The following is a 24,610-nucleotide window of genomic DNA, read 5'->3' as shown; positions in this document are numbered from 1 at the left end:
GTAAAGGCGACGGGAGAACAGCTTTTGTAGGGTGACATCCATCGCACCTATAATGACGCTATCATTAATCATCGGTGCATAAAATGCACCCTACGCCTGCTTTATCTTTTATGAATGTTATTACTTAGAAGGGTTTGGATGTTTTTTAATGAATGTTTCTATAATCTCATTCTCATCTTCTCGGTTGAAATCAGCAATTGTTTCGCCATGATCTTTTAGTAGCATAGACATATAGTACAATTCATCATGAGCGTATAGCTTCTTTAAGATACCAAAATGTATAGCGTTAACTACTCTAGTATGTTTATAACCTTCGTTTGAATTTAATCGTTCTAAATCTTCTTCGATATAGCGTTTTTCTTGTATGGCATGCTCAAGCTTTATTTCAGTATTATCTCTTTCTGTTCCTAACTTCTTGTAATCAGTTTCAAGGTTATAAATCTTGTTCTTTAGAGACTGAATTGTTTCTACATATTCTTTAACTGATTTTAATGATGCGTAAATCATTAATATTGCAAAAGCAGGTAAGCCGATTACTATAAGCGCCCCACATATCCAAAAAAACATTTCCATACCTACCTCTAATTTTGTAGATAAAAAGCTACGACCGTAATACCAAAGCCCGCTTTGTAAGCTACGGCTTTAGCCCAGTAAACCGTTTTGCAAAATAATGACCTATATAATAATAGGTAGGCTATAAAAGTAACAATCAGCTAATTAGTATGAATCGATATAACCATTATTTAACGCTATTACTTTGCGCCAACACCCCAAGCAAATTGCCTACTTTATCCAAACACTCCTGATATTCGCTTACACAGTTGGATGCAATAGTAATACCACCACCTGCCCATAGGCTGACTTGTTTTTTATTATCAGCGTCCGTACCTGCCTGCAAAGTGCGAATCAACACGTTCCATTGACCACTACCATCGAAGTTCATATAGCCCATAGTGCCACAATACGCCCCTCGTGCAGCACCTTCTAGTTCGGCTATGATTTCGACCGCGCGTTTTTTGGGTGTACCCGTGATAGAGCCAGCAGGCAGACTACCGAATAATACAGCTAGGGGATGAGCCTGCTCTTTTAGCTCAGCGGTAATCGTGCTGACCATGTGATGGACATTGCTAAAACTTTCAATCGCAAATAGCTTTGGTACTTTGACGCTACCTGTCTTGGCATATCTGCCCAAATCATTACGCAATAAATCGACGATCATTACATTTTCGCTGCGGTCTTTGTCGCTAGTTATTAGCTGTTGTTTTAGAGCATTATCTTGCTCAGAGCTTTCGCCGCGTGGCATAGTGCCTTTGATAGGTTTGGTAATGATATGACGAGTATTGGTTGTTTGATCGGTAGTAAAGGTAAAGAACAGCTCAGGTGAACAGCTTAATAACTCAAAGTTTATATTTTCCAAATAGCCTGCAAATGGTGCGTTAGTATTAGCATGTAAGCTAGGGAGATAATCGAGCAGTTTCGGTGCTCTGTTATTGTTAGATTCTTTTAGATACCCTTGCCATGCTTGGGTGAGGTTAATCTGATAACAGTCGCCTTGTTGTAGATAGTCTTGAGTTTCTGCAAAAGCTTGCTCGTAATCATTTTTTTGCCATTTCGCTTTGAGCATCAGCGGGGCAAGTGGTACTTTATTTTTTAGTGCAATATTATTAGAGTTTTTGATCAACTCATCATTCAACGCATCATCTAAATGCTGTAGATAGTTTTTAAGTTCATCAATGATAGCTTGATCAGCAGCAGTATCTAAAGGGTTAGACAGTGGCGTAGTCAACTGCCAGCTGGTTTGAGTATTGTCTTTGACTGGCGATAAATAAATATCGTAATGACCCAGCACTGCACAAGGCTGCGTGGCTTGAGGAATATCTGCTACAGGACTTAGCTCATGAGCTGCCATATCATAACCAATAAAACCAATAAGACCGTGCTGATAGCTGGGTTTTTGATTGATTATATTTTTTTCATCTAGTAGAGCTGAATGAGTAGCGACTGCCTCGTAAGCCTTACTATAAGTGATTAGCTCCTCTTGCCACTCTAGATAACTGCAATAGGATGCTATTATCGATGACTTATCACGACACATCTCGACAACTTTGTAATAGCTGGTTTTATTTTTAGGGTTTTCTATTGATACGGAACAAGGCTTATTAGCATTAAAATAAACGGACCAGCTCACCTTAGGTAGCAAGCCTATAACAGGCTGACCATCATTATTGAGCCAAACCAGTTGCCAGTTTGCCGTAGGGTTTTGTGCTGTCAGATGACGCTGTAAACGCGGTAACAGATCTGCTGCTGACAAGCCAGCAAAACGCCATCGATTGAGAACCGATGGCGTATTTTTAAAGTCAGATTGTTGATTGTTGTCTGTTACTATCATAGATTAAGCAGTAAACTTTTTGATAATTAAAGTTGCGTTAGTACCACCAAAGCCAAAGCTATTGGTCATTAATGTGTCAAGCTGTACATCGCGTTTTTCGGTAACAATATCGAAGCCTTCAATAGCAGGATCTAAGTTTTCAACATTGATGCTAGGAGCAATAAATTGCTCTTGTAACATGAGTAAGCAGTAGATAAGCTCTTGTGCGCCAACTGCTCCTAAACTATGACCGGTCATAGATTTGGTTGAGCTAATAGGGGGTATAGAAGCGCGGCTCTCAGTATTAGCATCAGTACCAGAGTTGCCAAACACTTTTTCAATAGCGCCAAGCTCAGTGATATCACCAAGTGGCGTGCTAGTACCATGACTATTAATATAATCAACGGTTTTTAATCCAGCCTGATCTAGAGCTTGTTGCATACAGCGCACCGCACCTTCACCACTTGGCGCGACCATTTCAGCGCCGTCGGAGGTTGCGCCATAACCGACGATTTCGGCTAAGATATTGGCACCGCGAGCTTGGGCATGCTCTAAGCTTTCAACCACGACCATCGCGCCACCTGCGGCAATCACAAAGCCATCACGGTCTTTGTCATAAGCACGTGAGGACTGCTTTGGCGTGTCATTATATTGAGTACTCATCGCACCCATGGCATCAAACATGCAAGACTGTGTCCAGTGCTCAGCTTCGCTACCACCTGCTAATACCACGTCCGCTTTACCTAATTGAATCAGCTCCATAGCATGCCCAATGCAATGCATTGAGGTGGCGCAAGCTGAGCTGATAGAGTAGGAGGGACCATGAATTTTTAGTCCTGTGGCAAGCGCCGCTGATATCGAGCTACTCATCGTTTTAGGTACTGCCATCGCACCGACACCGCGCAAGCCTTTTTCACGCATAGCATCTACTGCAACAGAAACACCTTCTGTTGAGGCACCACCTGAGCCTGCTACGACGCCAACTCTTGGGTTTTGACTAATAGTGTCAAGAGACAACCCAGACTGTTTAATAGCATCTAAAGCACAGACATAAGCATAAAGACTGGCATCGCTAAAAAAGCGTTTAAGCTTACGATCAATAGTAGAAGTATCGAGCTGTGATTTATCGATACTACCACTGACCTGCGACTTAAAGCCATGCTCAGCATAAGACTCGTTAAAAGTAATGCCTGACTGTCCTTGCTGCAAAGATTCAGTAACGGACGCCAAATCATATCCGATGCAAGAGACAATCCCTGCTCCTGTAATAACCACTCTACGCATAGTCTGTTCCTTATGATATTGAGTGCTTATCACAGCTTAAATACATGATAAGCAATAACTTTTGTGTTTGCTTGAGCCTTAATTTTATAATAAAACCCTTAAATTTATGACGAAACATAATTTCAGTGTACAAGCATACCTTATTTGTAGCTATGATAGCGTATCAGCTCTATAAAATATCTATCTAATAGTAAATTAGTTATCAAAAGCAGAAATTATTTTGTGCTGATAAGCAATGTAAGAGACTATCGATATTTAACAAGAAGATTAAATACTATATCTATAAATAAATCATTTATATTTTTAGATACAAACTTTGCTATCCTAATAACATTGTTAACACTGACACTGAGTCGAAAGTTTAGCTACTATAAAACCCTAAATCTAATCTAGATGCCGTTGCTGTTAGCGCGCCTAGACATTATTATTAGCGAGCAATACAAAAACTAAAATATTTCATTACCATTAATTTAAGGATATAACTATGGCAAAGCGTGACATTCTCTCAAAAGGCATTAGTACTGTTGGACATTTTACCCGTGACAATCTTGAACGCGTCGGCTCACTATTAGATAGTGCCAATGCTAAGACAGGTCAGCCTCGACACTTTAAAGCTGTCAATTTAGGTGATGAGGACTATCAGCAAGATTTATTTCGTGAGCAAACCCTAAAAGCCACGCAGCAGTTATTGGGTAATCGTTTTGCAACTTATGGTAAATATGCCAAAAAGATAGTACCTGATAGTTTTTTCCAATCGACAGTCGATGGTGCATTTGCTCAAGTGGCAAAACTGGCGTCAACTTGGAGTCAGATTGATTTACCCAGTGAGCATCGCTTTGCTGATATCTCAAGCCTAGATGATGAGCAGCGTTATGCGCTTGCCACCGATATTGCCAATCAGAATAGAGCATTAGCGACTTTAGGTGGCTTAACGGGCTTAGCAGGCTTGCCAGGATTATTAGCCGACACCTTGTGGTTGTTGCTAGTATCTTTACGTACAGTATATCAGTTGGCCGCCGTTTATGATCAACCCCTGACAGGTAAGCAAGGCGTTAAGATGGCGTATGAGTTACTCGCTAACGCTGATTTAAGCAAGATGCAAGAGAAGCAAGCACTGCTAGCAGGTCTTGGAGTAGGTAAAGGCTTACTTGATAACGCTCAAGGCAATGGTCTACATAGCGAGCTAAAGAACTTGGGTCTCAAAAACAAAAACGTTAACTACTATGCAGAGCAAGTCGATAGTATCGCCAGTCAAGTAGGGATTGATTTGGATCAGATCAACCTATCTTGGATTCGTCGCTTTTTACCAGCCACTGCGGTTATCGTAGGTATGCGTTATAACAGTCGTCTGATTGAAGAGGTCATTGGAGTAGCGAGAGCGACTTTTGCCCCAGAAGCAAAACTTGCCAATCGGGCGATTACCGATGATAGCAGCAGTGAAGCTGAGGTCAAAAAAGACGCTAACACTGACGCTGATAAAAAAGAGTCTGGTAAAACAGAAGACAAATCAGATAGCAAAACTGACATCACTAAGTCTGATACTAAAAACAGTGCCAAACAAGAAAGTGCTGGTACAGATACCGATGACAACAGCAAGATAGAAAAGGGTGCTGATAAGGCTAAAAACAACAAAACTGCTGATAAAGCTGAAAGTAAAAGCGAAACTAAGCAACCAGCAGAAGCCAAAAAATAAGTGCAGCTGAGGGTTTATCCGTAAATTATGGCGACAATGTAAAATAGTTTTATGACAAGCTACTTTAAATACGGTACTTGAAAAACAGTACATTATCGCCATTTACAGATAATTCAACACATCTATTAACGTTTCACCTTTTACCCTATACCTTTCATAATTGGCTTTATACACATCTTTTGAATGTTGTAAAGGGTATCTAGTGATAAATAGTTGAAATAGTAGCAATATATCTTTATAATACATTGTCCTAAAAATGGGTAGCCTAAAAACCTTAGACAAACGTCAAATGGTTGGGCGTTGACCCATTTTTTTGTTTTATACCCAACGGGAGAAGGATGCCTTATGGCAACAACTAACCAATTAATTCGTAAGGGTCGCAAAACCATCAAGGAAAAGTCAAAAGTTCCTGCGTTGCAAGCGTGCCCACAACGTCGCGGTGTATGTACTCGTGTATATACTACTACCCCTAAAAAACCTAACTCTGCCATGCGTAAAGTATGTCGTGTTCGCTTAACTTCAGGTTATGAAGTAGCAAGCTACATCGGCGGCGAAGGTCATAACTTACAAGAGCATAGTGTTGTGCTTATCCGTGGTGGTCGTGTTAAAGATCTACCAGGTGTACGTTATCACACTGTTCGTGGTGCACTCGATTGCGCTGGTGTAAAAGACCGTAGACAAGGTCGCTCTAAATATGGTGCTAAGAAGCCTAAAGCTTAATACTTAATACTTATATATTTAAGACTAATATAACAGTATTGTTTTAGCTTGATTAGTACACCCCATTAACTGTGCATGGGTTCGATGTTGTTTTAAGTTTTATGCTAGGTCTTACTAGTATTAGAGCTTAGATGACATAACACCATGCAGTAAGGCTGACTGACAACTCGCTGCTACGTAAATTAAACAGTACGAGATTGTGAATGTTAGACACTCCTGAAGACAAGGAAATTTATTATGCCAAGACGTCGCGTCGTAGCTACCCGTGAGATCCTACCGGATCCTAAGTTTGGTAGCCAAACCATCGCAAAATTCATCAACCACGTGATGAGCCATGGTAAAAAATCTACTGCTGAGCGTATCGTTTACGGTGCTCTTGAGACTGTAGCGCAAAAGCGTAACATCGAAGATCCAGTATCGTTCTTTGAAGAAGTGCTAGAAAATGTGCGCCCAATGGTCGAAGTAAAAGCTCGCCGCGTTGGTGGTGCTACCTATCAAGTACCAATGGAAGTACGCCCCTCCCGTCGTACTGCATTGGCTATGCGTTGGATAGCTGAAGCTGCTGCAAAGCGTTCTGAAAAATCTATGGCTTTACGCCTAGCTGGTGAGTTGTCTGATGCCTCTGAAGGCAAAGGCAATGCTATGAAGAAACGTGACGAAGTTCACCGTATGGCAGATGCTAACAAAGCATTCTCTCATTATCGTTTCTAAATTTATTTAGAGATATAAGCATCTTTTATAGTCAATCATTATTAATGCTAATAATGGTCATTGATTATTTAATTGCTAAGCGTGGCTAACTGAATAATCAATTAGCCACGTTATTGTTTATTGATTCTCGCCATTCTCAATTGCAGTACTTAATGACTTTAGTATGTAATTGACAGCAATGGCGAACATCTATTATCACGATTTTGTATGTTTGTTTTGTTCCACATTCAATGCCACTTTATCCTTACTATTGAATACTTTTTTAACCGTATTAGGTTTATGAAGTTATTAATAAAAGACTAGAGCTAAATGCTTTTGCCAAGGTTAAGCGGTAGCGACACAAATATATACACTAATTTCCTTAGGAAAATATTATGGCTCGTACAACTCCCCTAAAGCGCTATCGCAATATTGGTATCTCAGCGCACATTGATGCTGGTAAAACGACTACTACTGAGCGTGTTTTGTTTTACACTGGTGTTAGCCACAAACTTGGCGAAGTACATGATGGCGCAGCCACCATGGATTGGATGGAGCAGGAACAAGAACGTGGTATTACTATCACGTCAGCTGCAACCACTTGCTTTTGGTCAGGTATGGCTAAGCAGTTTGATGAGCATCGTATCAACATCATTGACACCCCAGGTCACGTTGATTTCACGATTGAAGTTGAACGTTCTATGCGTGTTCTTGATGGCGCGTGCATGGTTTATTGTGCAGTAGGTGGCGTACAGCCACAGTCTGAAACGGTATGGCGTCAGGCTAATAAATACAAAGTACCACGTCTTGCGTTCATTAATAAAATGGATCGTGTTGGTGCTGATTTTTATCGCGTTGTTGAACAGATTAAAACTCGCTTAGGTGGTAAGCCAGTACCTCTAGTTGTTCCAATTGGTAAAGAAGACAACTTCGAAGGTGTGGTTGATCTTGTGACTATGAAAGCTATTTATTGGGATGAAGCGTCTCAAGGTATGGAATACGAAGAACGTGAAATTCCAGCAGAGCTTCAAGAAAAAGCAGAAGAGTATCGTGAGTATCTAGTAGAAAGCGCTGCTGAAGCTACTGAAGAGCTGATGAACGAGTATCTCGAAAACGGTGAATTGACTGTAGATCAAATCAATAGCGCTATTCGTCAATTGACTATTGAAAACGAAATCATTCCATTGCTTTGTGGTACTGCCTTTAAAAACAAAGGTGTTCAAAAGATGTTGGATGCGGTTATTCAGTATCTTCCAGCACCTATGGACGTCCCTGCTATTAAAGGTATCCTTGATGACAAAGAAGAGTCTGAAGGCACCCGTGAAGCGTCAGATGAAGCACCGTTCTCAGCACTTGCATTCAAAATCATGAATGACAAGTTCGTTGGTAACTTAACCTTCGTTCGTGTTTACTCAGGTGTTCTTAAGCAGGGTAGCAGCGTTTATAACCCAGTTAAGATGAAGCGTGAGCGAGTTGGCCGTATCGTACAGATGATGGCAGATGCTCAACAAGAGCTTCAAGAGATTCGTACTGGTGATATCGCAGCCTTAGTTGGTATGAAAGACGTCACTACTGGTGATACGCTTTGTGACGAGCAAAATGTTATTACGCTTGAGCGTATGGAATTCCCAGATCCAGTTATCAGTCTAGCAGTTGAGCCTAAGACTAAAGCGGATCAGGAAAGAATGTCAATTGCTCTAGGTCGTCTTGCAAAAGAAGATCCATCGTTCCGCGTACATACTGACGAAGAGTCTGGTCAGACTATCATCAGTGGTATGGGTGAGCTGCATCTTGAGATTCTAGTCGATCGCATGAAGCGTGAGTTTAGTGTTGAAGCCAACATCGGTGCGCCGCAGGTTGCTTACCGCGAAACGATTCGTGAAACAGTTGAGCAAGAAGGCAAATTCGTACGTCAGACTGGTGGTCGTGGTAAATTCGGTCATGTTTGGTTACGTCTTGAGCCACTTGATCCATCGGGCGATGTTGAATATGAATTCGCTGAAGAAGTTGTTGGTGGTACGGTACCAAAAGAGTTCCATGGTGCGGTTGATAAAGGTATCCAAGAGCGCATGAAAAATGGTGTCCTTGCTGGTTACCCAATCGTCAACGTAAAAGCGACTTTATATGATGGTTCTTACCATGATGTCGATTCTGATGAATTGTCATTCAAAATGGCAGGTTCTATGGCTTTCCGTAAAGGTTTCTTAGCGGCAAATCCTGCGCTACTTGAGCCAATCATGAAAGTTGAAGTTGAAACTCCAGAAGACTACATGGGCGATATCATGGGCGATCTTAACCGTCGTCGTGGTATGGTTCAGGGTATGGAAGATCTACCTGGTGGCACTAAGCAGATCCGCGCTGAAGTACCATTAGCAGAGATGTTCGGTTATGCAACGCAAATGCGCTCTATGTCGCAGGGTCGTGCTACTTACTCTATGGAATTCCAAAAGTACGCTGAGATTCCAAAGTCAGTATCTGCTGAAATCATCGCTAAGTTCAACTCAAAAGATGAAGACGAGTAAATATTGTTAAAGCAAGTACTGTCAATAAGTACTGCTAGATAGGGCAAAATAAAGCTTATCTTTAGTTTGTCCGCGACAATTACGCCAATAATCGGTTAAAAGACTTGTTATTGGCGCTAATTTTCTTATAATATCTGCACATCGAATGTGCATACTTTTAACACTTATCTTAATGCGGTCAGTATTGTTCTAGCTAGTGTATAAACACGGCTAAAGTACTGAGCCCCAATAAAAGAGGAAACACCCATGGCAAAGGCCAAGTTTGAACGCAAAAAGCCACACGTCAACGTAGGAACTATCGGACACGTTGATCACGGCAAAACCACATTGACAGCAGCTATCGCAACAGTTGCTGCTATTACCTCAGGTGGCGAAGCCAAAGACTACGCGTCTATTGACTCAGCCCCAGAAGAAAAAGCACGTGGCATCACCATCAACACCTCACACGTAGAGTATGACACTGACGCTCGTCATTACGCTCATGTTGATTGCCCAGGTCACGCCGATTATGTCAAAAACATGATCACCGGTGCTGCACAGATGGATGGCGCTATCTTAGTCGTATCAGCGACTGATGGCCCAATGCCACAGACTCGTGAACACATCTTGTTATCACGTCAGGTTGGCGTACCGTACATCGTCGTATTCATGAACAAATGTGACGTAGTAGATGACGAAGAACTACTTGAGCTAGTCGAAATGGAAGTACGTGAATTACTTTCTGATTACGACTTCCCAGGTGATGACACCCCAATCATCCATGGTTCTGCGACTGAAGCCCTAAAAGGCTCACAAGAAAAATATGGCCAACCAGCCGTAGTTGAACTACTAAACATTCTTGACACCTACATCCCAGAGCCTGAGCGTGACATCGACAAAGCATTCCTAATGCCAATCGAAGACGTCTTCTCAATCTCAGGTCGTGGTACCGTAGTAACCGGCCGTGTTGAATCTGGTATCGTAAAAGTTGGTGACGAGATCGAAATCGTCGGTATCCGTGACACTCAAAAAACCACCTGTACCGGTGTTGAGATGTTCCGTAAACTGCTTGACGAAGGTCGTGCAGGCGAAAACTGTGGCGTACTACTACGTGGTACTAAGCGTGAAGACGTTCAACGTGGCCAAGTACTAGCTAAGCCAGGTTCAATCACTCCTCACACCAAGTTTGACGCTGAAGTATACGTACTATCAAAAGAAGAGGGTGGTCGTCACACACCATTCCTAAACGGCTATCGTCCACAGTTCTACTTCCGTACTACTGACGTCACTGGCGCAATCCAATTACAAGACGGTACTGAAATGGTTATGCCTGGTGATAACGTTGAGATGGGCGTAGAGCTTATCCACCCAATCGCTATGGACAAAGGTCTTCGCTTCGCTATTCGTGAAGGTGGCCGTACTGTAGGCGCTGGTGTTGTTGCTAACGTTAACGTTTAAGTTCTAGCCATTAGGTTAAACTTACTCAGTTAGTCAAAAGCCGCTCTCTTAGTTGAGGGTGGCTTTTTTGTGGGTGAGGGTTTTGTTTATAGATAATGATAGAATTTGAGGTGGACTTAGGGTGTATTTCATACACCGATGGTTGGTAGCAGTGTCATTATCAGTGCGCTGGAAATCACCCTGCACAATATAAACTAGTTAGGTACTATCAATCATACTTTTTTGGTTTGGTATTACTACATTAATCTTAAAAACAGCTTTAAAAATAATATGAATAAAATAGTAAAGTTTATATTTTAATGATATACAATTATTCCATTTTGCTCGTAGGTAAAAATATGTTGATAGTTAATCGCCTGAAATTCTTACTTATTCCAACTGTCCAATTGTGTGTCTTAGGCATCATTAGCTTTAGCGTATACGCTGAGACTGATATCAACCAAATTGAGCAACAGCAGTTTAACCAGTATCAGCAGCGTATTGAGAATATAGAAGATAGAATTGCTCAACCTTTTGTCAGCTTAGACAAATCCACGCAAACTGATGATTTACTACGTGTGCCTCTGAACGAAACCCCTTGCTTTAACATCTATAAAGTTGAATTAGTGCTGCCTGATAAATCTTCTCTCAAGCGGCAGTTTGCTACTATATTAGGGCCGATCAAGTATGGGCGTGGATCCATCTTAGGCAAATGTATCGGTCAGCAAGGCTTAAACTACGCCGTACGTAATGTCCAAAATGAGCTAATCAAACAAGGTTTTATCACTAGTCAAGCGAGTCTATTAGCTCAAGATTTAACCACTGGGACATTAGAGATTACCATCATTCCTGGTCGACTTGATAAAGTATGGCGAGGTAAAGACGGTCATCCCAATGTCAATGTTAGCAACGCCCTCGTTTTAGATAAAGGCGACATTATCAATTTAAGAGATATTGAAACCAGTTTAGAGAACTTTAGGTTGCCGCAGTCGCATCTCACTACGATTGATATCGTCCCTAGTATCAATGCTACAGACAATGAGCAATACGGTAGTAGTGATCTAGTTGTGACTCAAAAACGCGCTAATCGCATACAGTGGCAGCTCGGTATTGATGATTCTGGAAACAAAGATACCGGTCAGTATCAAGGCACTATTAGCGCTACCATTGATAGACCACTAGCATCGAATGATGTTCTAAACCTCTCTTATACGCATACTATTGATCCTTGGAACAATGTAGACAGCTCCTCTAATAACGAAAGCATCTATGCTAACTATCGTTATCCTTATAAGAACTGGCAATTGCAATTGACTTATAGTGACTACGGTTTCGATCAAACCTTAGCAGGACTTAATGACGATATTATCTACAGAGGCAGATCTGATAACAGCGCTGTTGATTTGCAAAGAATCATACATAGAGATAGTGAGTCCAAAACAATTGCTACTGTAGGCGGTTATCATGGCAATTCAAAGAACTTCTTTGATGACATAGAGATTGAAGTACAACGTCGTCGCTTTGCTGGTTGGAAAGCTGGTATTAATCATCAGCGTCAGACAGCTCTAGGAGAGTTTAACGCCAGCTTACAATATCAGAGAGGCACAGGCGCTTTTTCAGCGATTCAAGCTCCAGAGAGTTTTATCAGCGAAGCGGAATCACAGCCAAGTGTTTGGGAGGCGCAATTTAATCTTAGAAGTCCATTCTATATTTCTAACGCCTCTTATCAGTATAATTTGCAATGGCGCGGTCAATATAGTCCAGATATTTTGATTCCTCAAGATAGATTCAGTATTGGTGGACGCTATACGCTCAAAGGTTCAAGTGAAGAACAAAGTCTGTCAGGAGAAAAGGGAATGTTACTGCAGCAAGAGATTGCTCGCATACTACCTCTACCTAATCAAATGACTCTTATGCCTTATTTCACTTTAGATCAAGGCTGGGTCGATGGCGATAGTACCCAATTCTTAGCAGGTAAATATCTAGTGAGTACAAGTTTTGGCGCTAGGCTCTATTCGAGCAACATCAGCATAGATGGTTTTATCGGTAAAAGTCTGCAAGCGCCTAGCTCATTTGATAAGGATACTGTTGGTGGATTTAGAGTGACGGTTTATAACTAGAGATGACATATATTAACCTAGTAAGATATTATCTCAATTTTGCTAGTTCAGTCTTAATACTCTCAAGTATCACGCCTTGACTGTGTAGAATAAAAATTAATTGTATAAAAATAGCCTACAGCCATGTGGGCTTTTTTTATAACTTTAAAGTAGGTTACAGTACCCATAAGTCTTTGAAATGCCTGTTTATATAGGGTTGTCCACCCCGCTACAAAATAAATAGAAATAGACGAAAATAAAGCTAGTATTTACAATAGTTCAGGATTACAATCTGAAAAAATTAGTAACATTTACTAACATCATTAACATACCAGAGTGATTATAAACATGAATAAACACTGTTACCGAGTAGTATTTAACAAAGCCCGTGGCATGATGATGGTTGTTAGTGAGGCTGCCAAAAGTAACAGTAAAACGGCTGGAGATGGTAGTCGTAATAATGTGTCAAACACAAAGATAGCTACTAGTAATTCAAGTTCTTTATCTCGTTTAGTGGTCGCTATATTGTGCTGTCAAAGTATGGTATATACCCAAGTACAAGCCGCTACTAGTCAGATCCAAAATACTGCTAGTAACATCCCTACTAGTCAGCGTGCTGCTCTGCTCAAAGCAGCTAATGGCACGCCCATTGTCAATATCCGTACCCCTAACAGTAATGGCTTATCACACAACACTTATAACCAGTTCGATATCGGCTCCAATGGTGCCATTCTTAATAACAGTATGGGTGGTGCGAATACGCAGCTAGCAGGCACTATCGCAGGTAATCAGTACCTAGGTAAAAACGTCGCCAATACCATCTTAAATGAAGTCCGCAGTAATGCGCCTGCCAAATTCCAAGGTAACTTGGAAGTGGCAGGCCAACGAGCTGATATTGTCATTGCTAGTCCATCGGGCTTGCAGATACAAGGTGGCGGTTTTATTAATGCCAATCGCGCCACCTTGACTACAGGGACGCCAAAGATTGACAGCGCAGGCAATTTAACCGGCTTCGATGTAAAGCAAGGTACAGTTCAGTTTGATAATGCGGCAACTGGTAGCGCACTTGGTGGCGTCCTTTATGACGGCAAAAACAAAAACCAAGCTAATTACGTCGACGTATTAGCTAGAGCCGTCGTTATCAATGGTCAGATCCATGCTACTCAAGATGTTGATATAGTCGTCGGTAGCAACACCGTAGATTACGACACGGGCGCAGCGACTAAAACGACAGGTACAGGCATTGCTCCAACCTTAGCGGTAGATGTCAGTACGCTTGGTGGTATCTATGCCAATTCTATCAACCTAATCGGAAACGAGAGCGGCTTAGGTGTCAGAAACGCGGGTAATATAAAAGCGACTCAGCAAGTGGTATTGACCGCCTCAGGTAAGATTGAGAACACAGGCGCTATAGAGACCACTAAAGCGCAAACCAGTTTAGTCAGTGTCAATGCGACAGGCACCACAGGTAGTATTGAGCATAGCGGTATTATTAGTAGCTATGGCATGATCGACGTGCAGGCCGATAAAGACATTACTCTCAATAAAGGCATTATCAAAAAGAATAATGCAGGCACAGCAGTACAACTGATGCCTGACATCATACGTATCGATGCAGGTGGCAGTCTCAAAGTATCTAATAGCTCCGATGTGCGTAACTTAACGGTTGATGATCAAACTAATATCTATACCCATTCAACTTTAGATACGACGGTCGATAGTAAAAGCGCTATCGCATCAAACGGCGGTATCTCAATAGAGGCAGACCGCTATGCGCAACTCAAAGATACTAGTAGCATTTCTGCTGGAAGTGCGGCATTGAGCATTAGCTCAAAGAGTGGCACGACGGTTGACAATGCAACAGTTACTGGGCGCGGTGATGTCTATATCGCCTCTGCCACTGCTGATACGACTATCAGTAATAATAGTCAGCTTAGCGCACAAAAATCATTAGCTATCAGTGGTGGTCGTGATGCTATTATTAAGTCAGGTAGCCGCGTAGTTAATGCAAATGAGCTCAAAGTACAGGCTATTCGTGATGCACTAATTGAAAATACGGGTGGTATAAAGGTCACTGCTAATGCCACTCTACAAGCAGGAGAGCATGCGCAGCTAAATAATAATAGCAAACCGATCACAGCAGGCAAGCAGCTCACCGTTGAAGGCAAACGAGCAACGGTCTCAAACAGTATCGCTAACGCTACTGACGGTATTTATATCATAAGCCAAGGACAACATATTACAGTTGGTAATAGTACTTTGGACAGTGAAAAAGGCGCGGTTACTGCTATAGCAAACCAGTCTGCGCTATATGTCTATGGTCTTAAAGCCAATGCTAACAGCACTATATTAGCTGCTACAAACAACATTAATATTTTTAATAGTACGCTTAATGCAGACAACATTGTTATTGAGTCAGGAGATGATACGAATATTGATCAGTTGACCACGACAGCTAAAAATATTAATCAAACAGGAGGTACAAGTGTAACTTCTAAATCAAACACAAACATCGTAGATACTAGTTTGAGTAGCGCAGGTAATATTACTGTGCGTAGTGACTTAAGTTTGAGGCTGAACAATAATGATATTCAAGCCCAAGGCATTGTGCTAAAAACAAGTAATGATAAAACGCCTAAAGATGCTGGAGGCCTCAATAATCGTAATGGTGACATCAGTCTCAGAAACACTAAGCTGACAGCGACTAACAGTGCAGATATTGGACTAATTGTTGATGCTGCTAATTATCTTGAAGTATTAAATAGTAATGTTACTTCTACAACCAATAGTACTTTAAAGTCTGGCAATGTGCTGATGCTTAATAACAGTCAAATTAGTGCAGGCAAGAATCTTGCGATAGATAGTAGCGATCGACTAACAACCAACGGTGATCTTCTTTCTGGATATACTGATTCAAAGACTAATAATATATTTCATGGATTTAATCAAGGCATTACAACTTTGCAGGCAGATGAAATATTATCCATTAATAGTAACTCAACACAAAGCTATCGTAATGCGAATATTACAGGCGGCGCTGTTTTGATTAATTCAGATGCTAACATAAATTTTGACGACAGCATGTATGTTCAAAATAAGATGCGCATTAATGCTACGGGTAATACAAAACTTGCTGCTAGTAAAGAGAAACTTATAGATGGTAAGGCCGTCAATACGCTGGACGGTGACTTAGCGATCACTAGTAGTACAGGTAATCTAACTATTGATCCAAAGAACATTACTTTAAACGCAACAGGAGATCTAAGCTTAGCGGCTCGTGGAGGTCAGTTATATCTAAAAGGTTATAAAGGAACGCAAGGATTGGGTTCTGAGCAAGTAGTCAAATTAAACACTGCTGGTAATATCAATCTAAGTGGTAAAAGTGTATTGATTGAAGGCAGTGATCTAATATCTGGTAACATAGTTCCAATACGCGTAGTATCAAGTGGTCCGACAGTAACTCATCAAAATGGTACGGTTTCTTCTAGTGTTACAATAGGTTATCAAGATAAAATAACACCTACGGGCGGTATCAATATCACTGCTACTGATGGCAGCGTGGAGTTAAAAGGGGTTAAAAATAGTTTTAGTAATTATGTTTCACCTTATAAAATTAGTACTATAAATTCTGAGATAGCCAACGCTCAGGCAGAGCTAAATCAACCTTTTTCCGATACTAAATGGGTTGAAGAATTTAATAAACAAAAAGCAGACTGGACACAATTTGTGTATGTTGATTGCATAAAATCACCTTTTCGTAGTTCTAGTGAATGTAGACAAAAACGTATTAATGACATGGGAATTGCAGAAAGAAGTCGACCAAACTATTTTAAAATGACTAAAAGTGCTAATTATGAAGAGTATACATCATATTTATCAAGGCAAGAGACGTTAAGAGGTACATTAAGCGATCTTAATCAAGTACTTGCAACCTCACAAAAAGCATCGACAGGCTATGAGCACAAAGCTTCGTCTATTGTAGCGGGTAAAGATATTAATATCACAGCTAAACAGGGCGTGTTGATTGAAGGCGCCGATATATCTAGCAGTTTAGGTGGTATTAATATCTTAGCAGAGGGTAATCTTGCTCCTATAGAAGTCAAGGATGCTGATGATAAGACAGTCGGTCTCAATTATGACAGCATTCGCATCACAGGCTTGGCTGATATTTATCAACAAGGTAATATAAATAGTAAAGGCGAGGTCACCGGAAACAATTACTCGTATCATCAATTGATCAATCAGCCTAAACTCACCGCAGATAAAAATATTATAATATCGGCTAAAGGCGCGCGTCCTGTCAATCAAGCTTCCATAGTTTTTATTGATAACAATGCCGTCGTGTTAAACAGTGCCGATATCAAATCGTATAATGGCGATGTTCGTATTGACGCCGCGCTTGGTGATATCAATCTTGAAGCCTCACAAGTGGCATTTATGGATGGCTCGCAAACAACGACGACAAAACGTAAATGGTATGGTAAAAAGAAAACCACAACGACCACTAAAACCTCTTTTAACACCAATGCGGTAACTACAGATATTGCAGCAAAGAATATCAAGCTGACTGCAGAGAGCGATATCAATATCTATGGCTCTGAGCTGACAGCTGATCCTAAAGGTACTATTGGAATAACCGCAGGTAGGCTGAACAATCTATATAAGGTCGAAGACCGAAGTGTAAGCGAAACGGATATTAAGTCAAAGTCTAGCTTTTTAGGCATACGCTATAACAAAAATCACACTAATGACACCAGACAAGAGCTGTCTCAACTGCCTGCTGTATTAGCTGCTAATAGCGCTGCGCTTAAATCAGGTGGAGATACCCTGATACAAGGTTCTATATTCAATACTGAAAACGCTAATACGATTCAGGTTGGTTATGGAAAATATGCAGATGCAAATGCCAATGTGATATTACAAGCTATTACCAATCAAATTAAAACCACGCATACTCAAGATAAAGAAAGCACGCTGTGGATGAAGACGGTAAAAGAAAGCGATACGGTAACTGCTGCTCAGTTGCCTAAGTTTAATCAGGCACCGACGATAACACTACCAGACGGTGGAAGTATTATAGTAGACATCCCTGTTGAGATCACTATTGATAGGAACAAAAAAGCTAAGGAGGCTATTAGTAAAAGCTCAGAAGAGCTTGGCAGAATTGCGCTTGAGCTGTCTAAGCAACCAGGTTACGAGTATCTAGCAGAGCTGGATAAAAATAACGATATCGACTGGCAACAAGTGAATCTAATTCAAGAGCACTTCGCCTTTGAACAAGAAGGACTGACGCCTGCTGCTGCTGCATTAATTGCTATTGCAGTGACCATAGCTCTACAAGGAATGGATGGCGGTGGTATAGCAACCTCTCTATTAGGTCAACAGTCAGCTGTAGCGGCAACAGCAGCAACAGCAACTTCTGCTGCTACGGTTGGTACAGCATCAACGGTTACTACTTTGGGTCTTGCAGGGAATGCCGCTATGGCTACCTTAGCCTCTCAAGCTGCGGTGACATTAATCAATAATAAGGGTGACATCAGTAAGACGCTTAAGCAATTAGCCAGTAGTGCAACTATACGAAGTATGGCGACTGCTGCGTTGACAGCTGGTATAGGCGCTCAGTTAGGACTAGGTAGCGCTGCTACCGATCCCTTTAATCAAAAGCTGGTCAATGCTGTTGGTTCAGGGATGACAGATGCGTTCGTCAATGCGGCTATTAACGGGGTCAGCTTAGAAGATGCACTTAAGAATAGCTTACGCAATGCGTTAGTTGATGTATTTGCTGCTGAAACATTCAGTAGTTTCGTGAAAGGTATTGATACTAATGAGTTTGCTGACAATCTTGCACATAAGTTAGTAGCTGCTGGGGTAGGATGTATATCTGCAAGTGCTAAGAAACAAAGCTGTGATGCTGGCGCACTTGGTGCAGCTATTGGTGAGATGTTAGGTGACTATCTAGTCGATGACCCATCAAAACTCACAGCCAAACAGAAAGCAGATATAATTAATGCTTCTAAATTGCTTGCTGGTTCTGTGGCGCTATTAACTAACGTTGATGTAAATACAGCAGCTAATAGCGCTGGTATGGCAGTTGAGAATAATGCTGTATTGGCAATTCCAGTAGTGGCATTGGTAGCTGTAATTGGTGGCATAGCCTATGTTGTTAGTGTTCCTGCGAATAAGCAGCATGAAGTAGCTCGAGCTCTTTATAAATTAGGAAGTAATACAATTGCTTTAGGAAAAGACTTCACAAATAATACAAGACTTATTAATACTTATATGATCGGTCAAATAGGCTCTGGTATTAATATACATATAAGTCCTGCAGGTAGAATAGACCCTAAAAGTGGTATTCTAATTAACCCTCAACAAAAGAACCCGTTTGCAGGTATACCAGGACTTGAAATTCAAGATTTCAATAGCGTTTTAAATGGCTTAGGGAAGCCTATAAGTAATAACGGTGTGACAATCCTAGTTAAACCATCGCATGCGAAAAATCCGAGCGATTATGTTATATATAACTTGTCCGATACATGGTCAAGAGGTACTCATCCAAGTTCAGAAGCTTCTCTAGAAAAACATTTTAAAGATCATGGAGCTGAAGTTGGAGCGACAGATAAGGAGCAATACCTAAGGAAAGCTGAAGGATTTAAGCAGAATCTTAGGGGTGCGACTAAATCACCTGTTCCTGGTGGCACAGAAGGTGTAATTAGGCATAAAAAACTTGATAAATATATAGATTTAGCTCCAGACGGAACTATAATTTCATTTGGCAAATCTTAAAATTATATGCTTAAATATTAATTAATGAGGTGCTTATGATAGATTTTAGTATCAGGAACGATAGTAAAAGAGCAGGTAGGCTGAACTTTCAAATAGGTCATGTTTTTGAAGAGTATGATTCTTATAATAATGAGGTAGATGAAAGTCACATTGACCTTAAAGATTCAATTGTTATAAAAGAAGAAGCTTTTTCTTTGGTAGAGTCATGTTTTGCTTCAGAATTTCCAGTAAAGGATAGACATTACATATACTATCATCATGGAGAAAACTTGCATGATATTCAGAGTATTAAGAGTATTATTAATAAGCTAAATGAGAAGAAGAGTAAGCTTGAGCAGCATGGAGTCAATATAGAGGAATACTATTGGTTCGAAAAAGAGGTCATTCAATATTTAAATAATAATAAAACTATGATTTATAAATTTATTGACAATATTATTAATTTTCTACAACTTTCGATTGGGGAAATTGAGTGTAAAGCGATATATGTTATTGGTATATGAATATGAGCAAACATAACGATGATATATAGGCTCACATTAGAAAAATAGATAGCACGTAGCACGTAGGTTGGGTGGAGCATGCGACACCCAACACTTATAAGTCACAAAGCTCTTCAATCTGCCCAATCTACAGGTAATAAACCATCCGCCACAAATCGATGGAATGATGAATACTGCCAATCCTGAACTCGTTCTACATATCCATGCCTAACAGGATTCATGTGAATATAATCTATGTGCATGCGATAATCTGCTTCATTACGAATACAATGCTCCCAAAACCTGCGTTGCCAAATACCACGCTCGCCCTTTTTCTGACGACTCTTTGATATACGCTCAGTTTTGGCAATACTATGAGAGAAATAATATTTAATCAGCTTAATGCGCTTTGAAAAGTCAGCATCATCACTTGGCATAGTACACAACATATGCAAGTGATCTGGCAAGATGACAATAGCATCGATATGAAAAGGATGTTTTTGTTTGACGATTTTAAAAGCGTTCCGTAAAACATTGACATGTTGAATTAGCAAGTCGCCTGATCTATCTGCAAGGTTGACGGTCAAGAAATAGCTAGCGCCTTTATGATAATGTCTGCGATATTGCATGGTATTCTACGAGTGATAAGGTAGAGTTAATCTTAATCTATCGTGTTGGGTGTCGCAAGCTCCACCCAACCTACGGGCTAATCATATAGATCTATTTAAGAGTAGTAGAGAATATAGAGGAGCGAGATATGCCAAAGATGCCAACAATAATATACATCAATTTCAGGATACTCCTGGGGATGGAACTGGTTATCATTGGGCTGGTTCTGATAACGGTAAAACACTAAGTGGAAAGATAGTTCCACTCAATATTCCTAGTGAGGTTAGAACCAATGGTTTTTGGAAATAAAACAGAAATTGCTTTTGATATACAAAAGAAGAACGGAAACTTCATTGTAATGGATATTATAGTTAATTCAGTAAATATTAGTTGTCGAGACAATTCTTATTACATACTACCATTGATTAAAAATATAAAAAAAGAAATTAAATTCATTGGTACTAATGAATTATTTTTGAAAAAAAGTATGCATTGCACAAATCTATTAGAACTTCATGATTTATTTTATGATCATAGAGTAAAAGTTTATGAGAGCAATATAGAAGAGTTAGATGTTCTTTTTTATGACCTATCAACTCAGAATGCGCTTTTTTATGTGTATCAAGAAGAAGACATGCTAGTATTTTTAGGTAAATTTATTGAAGGTGATGAGCTTATAAGTACAAAGGTCAGTAAAAGCGATTTCTTAAATACACTATCCAATTTACTAACTAAAATTGAGTCTATGTAATAAGAATATCATTTACATATTAGCTCGTAGATACTATGAGAAAAAGTAAGATTAAAAGCTTGATTTTTCTATAACTTTAAAATAAAAATAACTCTGGTCATGTACCAGAGTTATTTTTATGGATATCTCAATTATCTATTATTAATAATAATAGGGTAAGAAATAGTCTGAGGCTCAGGTGGTGGCGTAGCACGTAGATACCATGAGAAAAAGCAAGCTTAAAAGCTCAATTTTTATGTAAAGCAGCATTAAAAGGCTGTTGGTTTTTGAGAACCGCTTGAGCGATGGATAGAATCTTTCGCATCAAAGCGACGATCACCACCATCTTAGGTTTGCCATGACTGTTTAAGCGAGTGACAAAGCTTTGATAAGCACCATTTTTATACTTGCCAAATGCGAACCCCATAGCAGGCATATACAGCACCTTTCTAATTTCGGAATGACCAATCTTAGAGATACGAGGCTTCTTTTCAACAGAGGTTCCTGACTGATGAATCATAGGAGTGAGACCTGCAAAGCTTGTCGCTTGTTTTGCCTTTTTGAACTTAGACCCATCGCCTAGATAGGCAAGTAGCCAAGGCACAGTGAGCCTGCCAACAGCGGGTATAGAGGCTAGAAGCTTGGCATTACGTTTGAGCGTCTCATCAGAGGCAATAAGCTCATCTATAGTCGCTTGAATCAAAGTGATTTCAGATGCTAGAAAGTCAAGTGTTCGCTGACAGGATGCTATAGCATCACAGTCTCTAAGCATAGTTTTACGCACCTGTTCAGATTGATGCTGGCACTTTAAATGCTCAAGCTGACGTAGCTTTAGCAGCAAGCCTCGCTCTGCTTCTTTAGGGGGTAGCCACGCTTGTGGCTGCTCTTTGGCACAATAGCGAGCAATAAGCTTAGCATCAACGATGTCACTCTTGCTACGAATGTTAAGACTGCTCGCATAGCCTTTAATGCATTTAGGGTTGATCACACTAACGGTAATACCTTTAGCGTTTAGGTAATATGCCAGTGGTTCCCAATAAACGTTAGTCGCTTCCATCAGAAAGCGCAAATCTGAGGGCGCTTTGTCGAGCCACGATAGTAGCGAATCAAAGCCTTGGGCAGTGTTATCAAAGCTTAAATGTTGATAGTGGGTGTTGTCGATGTATAAAGCGGCATCAAAGCTCTTGCATGAGATGTCAATGCCAATATAATAAGTATGATCCATAGTACTCTTAAACCTTGTAGATTCGGGCTACACGACTGTGTGCCTAGGATACCATTCGAGATGTGTGTTATGGATTGTCGGCATAGGCTTTATCTACGTTACAGGTTTTAAACCTAAGGCTGGGTTCAACTCTATGCCGACAGTGCCTCCATTAGTGTACGCTAATAGTGGCACTTTTTATCATACAAGGTTGGGTGAAGCTTGCGACACCCAACAATGACATATCAGAAAGCTATTCAGTTACCCCGATCTATATCAAGCAAACCATCCGCCACAAATCGATGGAATGATGAATATTGCTAATCCTGAACCCGTTCAACATAGCCATGCTTGACAGGGTTCATGTGGGTATAGTCGATATGAGTGCGATAATCCATCTCGTCACGAATACAATGCTCCCAAAATCGGCGTTGCCAAATACCACGCTCGCCCTTTTTCTGACGACTCTTTGATATACGCTCAGTTTTGGCAATACTATGAGAGAAATAATATTTAATCAGCTTAATGCGCTTTGAAAAGTCAGCATCATCACTTGGCATAGTACACAACATATGCAAGTGATCTGGCAAGATGACAATAGCATCGATATGAAAAGGATGTTTTTGTTTGACGATTTTAAAAGCGTTCCGTAAAACATTGACATGTTTAATTAGCAAGTCGCCTGATCTATCTGCAAGGTTAACGGTTAAGAAATAACTAGCGCCTTGATGATAGTGTCTGCGATATTGCATGGTATTCTACGAATAATAAGGTAGAGTTAATCTTAATCTATCGTGTTGGGTGTCGCAAGCTCCACCCAACCTTGTATGATAAAAAGTGCCACTATTAGCGTACACTAATGGAGGCACTGTCGGCATAGAGTTGAACCCAGCCTTAGGTTTAAAACCTGTAACGTAGATAAAGCCTATGCCGACAATCCATAACACACATCTCGAATGGTATCCTAGGCACACAGTCGTGTAGCCCGAATCTACAAGGTTTAAGAGTACTATGGATCATACTTATTATATTGGCATTGACATCTCATGCAAGAGCTTTGATGCCGCTTTATACATCGACAACACCCACTATCAACATTTAAGCTTTGATAACACTGCCCAAGGCTTTGATTCGCTACTATCGTGGCTCGACAAAGCGCCCTCAGATTTGCGCTTTCTGATGGAAGCGACTAACGTTTATTGGGAACCACTGGCATATTACCTAAACGCTAAAGGTATTACCGTTAGTGTGATCAACCCTAAATGCATTAAAGGCTATGCGAGCAGTCTTAACATTCGTAGCAAGAGTGACATCGTTGATGCTAAGCTTATTGCTCGCTATTGTGCCAAAGAGCAGCCACAAGCGTGGCTACCCCCTAAAGAAGCAGAGCGAGGCTTGCTGCTAAAGCTACGTCAGCTTGAGCATTTAAAGTGCCAGCATCAATCTGAACAGGTGCGTAAAACTATGCTTAGAGACTGTGATGCTATAGCATCCTGTCAGCGAACACTTGACTTTCTAGCATCTGAAATCACTTTGATTCAAGCGACTATAGATGAGCTTATTGCCTCTGATGAGACGCTCAAACGTAATGCCAAGCTTCTAGCCTCTATACCCGCTGTTGGCAGGCTCACTGTGCCTTGGCTACTTGCCTATCTAGGCGATGGGTCTAAGTTCAAAAAGGCAAAACAAGCGACAAGCTTTGCAGGTCTCACTCCTATGATTCATCAGTCAGGAACCTCTGTTGAAAAGAAGCCTCGTATCTCTAAGATTGGTCATTCCGAAATTAGAAAGGTGCTGTATATGCCTGCTATGGGGTTCGCATTTGGCAAGTATAAAAATGGTGCTTATCAAAGCTTTGTCACTCGCTTAAACAGTCATGGCAAACCTAAGATGGTGGTGATCGTCGCTTTGATGCGAAAGATTCTATCCATCGCTCAAGCGGTTCTCAAAAACCAACAGCCTTTTAATGCTGCTTTACATAAAAATTGAGCTTTTAAGCTTGCTTTTTCT

The 24,610-nt window shown here is 40.6% G+C and carries 16 protein-coding genes; 10 read left to right on the top strand and 6 right to left on the bottom strand.

Going from position 1 to position 24,610, the window contains the following annotated elements; all coding sequences use genetic code 11:
* Positions 1-120 precede the first annotated feature (120 nt).
* The 3 genes from Q9G97_RS11620 to Q9G97_RS11610 form a co-directional block, all read right to left on the bottom strand.
* Positions 121-573 carry a hypothetical protein gene (locus Q9G97_RS11620; protein WP_305898943.1) on the bottom strand — a complete coding sequence of 151 codons (453 nt, stop codon included), beginning with the start codon at positions 571-573 and terminating at the stop codon, positions 121-123.
* Positions 574-739: 166 nt separating this feature from the next.
* A complete protein-coding gene (locus Q9G97_RS11615) occupies positions 740-2,389 on the bottom strand; it encodes an anthranilate synthase component I family protein (RefSeq protein ID WP_305898942.1) in 1,650 nt (549 codons plus the stop codon).
* Positions 2,390-2,392: 3 nt separating this feature from the next.
* Positions 2,393-3,652, bottom strand: a complete 1,260-nt coding sequence (locus Q9G97_RS11610; protein ID WP_305898941.1) for a beta-ketoacyl-ACP synthase II — start codon at positions 3,650-3,652, stop codon at positions 2,393-2,395.
* 484 nt (positions 3,653-4,136) lie between these two features.
* Between Q9G97_RS11610 and Q9G97_RS11605 the strand changes: the two genes are divergently transcribed.
* The 8 genes from Q9G97_RS11605 to Q9G97_RS11570 all read left to right on the top strand — a co-directional run bounded on the left by Q9G97_RS11605 (position 4,137) and on the right by Q9G97_RS11570 (position 20,078).
* On the top strand, positions 4,137-5,345 hold the full coding sequence (locus Q9G97_RS11605) for an EcsC family protein (RefSeq protein ID WP_305898940.1): 1,209 nt from the start codon (positions 4,137-4,139) through the stop codon (positions 5,343-5,345).
* Positions 5,346-5,690: 345 nt separating this feature from the next.
* Positions 5,691-6,065 (top strand): 30S ribosomal protein S12, encoded by a 375-nt coding sequence (gene rpsL, locus Q9G97_RS11600; RefSeq protein WP_201570224.1) that lies wholly within the window; start codon positions 5,691-5,693, stop codon positions 6,063-6,065.
* 237 nt (positions 6,066-6,302) lie between these two features.
* Positions 6,303-6,776 (top strand): 30S ribosomal protein S7, encoded by a 474-nt coding sequence (gene rpsG, locus Q9G97_RS11595; protein ID WP_201570223.1) that lies wholly within the window; start codon positions 6,303-6,305, stop codon positions 6,774-6,776.
* A 374-nt stretch (positions 6,777-7,150) separates the two neighbouring features.
* On the top strand, positions 7,151-9,277 hold the full coding sequence (fusA, locus tag Q9G97_RS11590; RefSeq protein ID WP_305898939.1) for an elongation factor G: 2,127 nt from the start codon (positions 7,151-7,153) through the stop codon (positions 9,275-9,277).
* A 246-nt stretch (positions 9,278-9,523) separates the two neighbouring features.
* Positions 9,524-10,714: an elongation factor Tu gene (gene tuf / locus Q9G97_RS11585; RefSeq protein WP_201570221.1), complete on the top strand. Its 1,191-nt coding sequence runs from the start codon at positions 9,524-9,526 to the stop codon at positions 10,712-10,714.
* A gap of 338 nt (positions 10,715-11,052) precedes the next feature.
* Positions 11,053-12,813: a ShlB/FhaC/HecB family hemolysin secretion/activation protein gene (locus tag Q9G97_RS11580; RefSeq protein ID WP_305898938.1), complete on the top strand. Its 1,761-nt coding sequence runs from the start codon at positions 11,053-11,055 to the stop codon at positions 12,811-12,813.
* A gap of 327 nt (positions 12,814-13,140) precedes the next feature.
* Positions 13,141-19,575, top strand: coding sequence for a DUF637 domain-containing protein (locus Q9G97_RS11575; protein ID WP_305898937.1), 6,435 nt, complete (start codon positions 13,141-13,143; stop codon positions 19,573-19,575).
* A 35-nt stretch (positions 19,576-19,610) separates the two neighbouring features.
* Positions 19,611-20,078, top strand: a complete 468-nt coding sequence (locus tag Q9G97_RS11570) for a hypothetical protein (RefSeq protein WP_305898936.1) — start codon at positions 19,611-19,613, stop codon at positions 20,076-20,078.
* 113 nt (positions 20,079-20,191) lie between these two features.
* On the opposite strand, the gene Q9G97_RS11565 is transcribed toward Q9G97_RS11570, so the two are convergent.
* A complete protein-coding gene (locus Q9G97_RS11565) occupies positions 20,192-20,686 on the bottom strand; it encodes a transposase (protein WP_305898935.1) in 495 nt (164 codons plus the stop codon).
* Positions 20,687-20,958: 272 nt separating this feature from the next.
* Between Q9G97_RS11565 and Q9G97_RS11560 the strand changes: the two genes are divergently transcribed.
* A complete protein-coding gene (locus Q9G97_RS11560; RefSeq protein ID WP_305898934.1) occupies positions 20,959-21,417 on the top strand; it encodes a hypothetical protein in 459 nt (152 codons plus the stop codon).
* A 226-nt stretch (positions 21,418-21,643) separates the two neighbouring features.
* Here Q9G97_RS11560 and Q9G97_RS11555 read toward each other — a convergent pair whose 3' ends face one another.
* Together Q9G97_RS11555 and Q9G97_RS11550 are read right to left on the bottom strand one after the other, a co-directional pair.
* Complete coding sequence (locus tag Q9G97_RS11555; protein WP_305898307.1) at positions 21,644-22,621, bottom strand: IS110 family transposase; 978 nt, start codon at positions 22,619-22,621, stop codon at positions 21,644-21,646.
* A 299-nt stretch (positions 22,622-22,920) separates the two neighbouring features.
* The gene (locus Q9G97_RS11550; RefSeq protein ID WP_305898932.1) at positions 22,921-23,352 is read right to left on the bottom strand and encodes a transposase; all 432 of its coding nucleotides are present in this window, start codon (positions 23,350-23,352) and stop codon (positions 22,921-22,923) included.
* A gap of 259 nt (positions 23,353-23,611) precedes the next feature.
* On the opposite strand from Q9G97_RS11550, the gene Q9G97_RS11545 reads away from it, so the two are divergent.
* Positions 23,612-24,589: an IS110 family transposase gene (locus tag Q9G97_RS11545; protein ID WP_305898307.1), complete on the top strand. Its 978-nt coding sequence runs from the start codon at positions 23,612-23,614 to the stop codon at positions 24,587-24,589.
* Positions 24,590-24,610: the final 21 nt, after the last annotated feature.

Source organism: Psychrobacter sp. M13 (genome assembly GCF_030718935.1).
In the GTDB taxonomy this organism is placed as follows: Bacteria; Pseudomonadota; Gammaproteobacteria; order Pseudomonadales; family Moraxellaceae; genus Psychrobacter; species Psychrobacter immobilis_G.
Note: the sequence above shows the minus strand (reverse complement) of the source record. Positions and strands in the feature narration are given on the sequence as shown.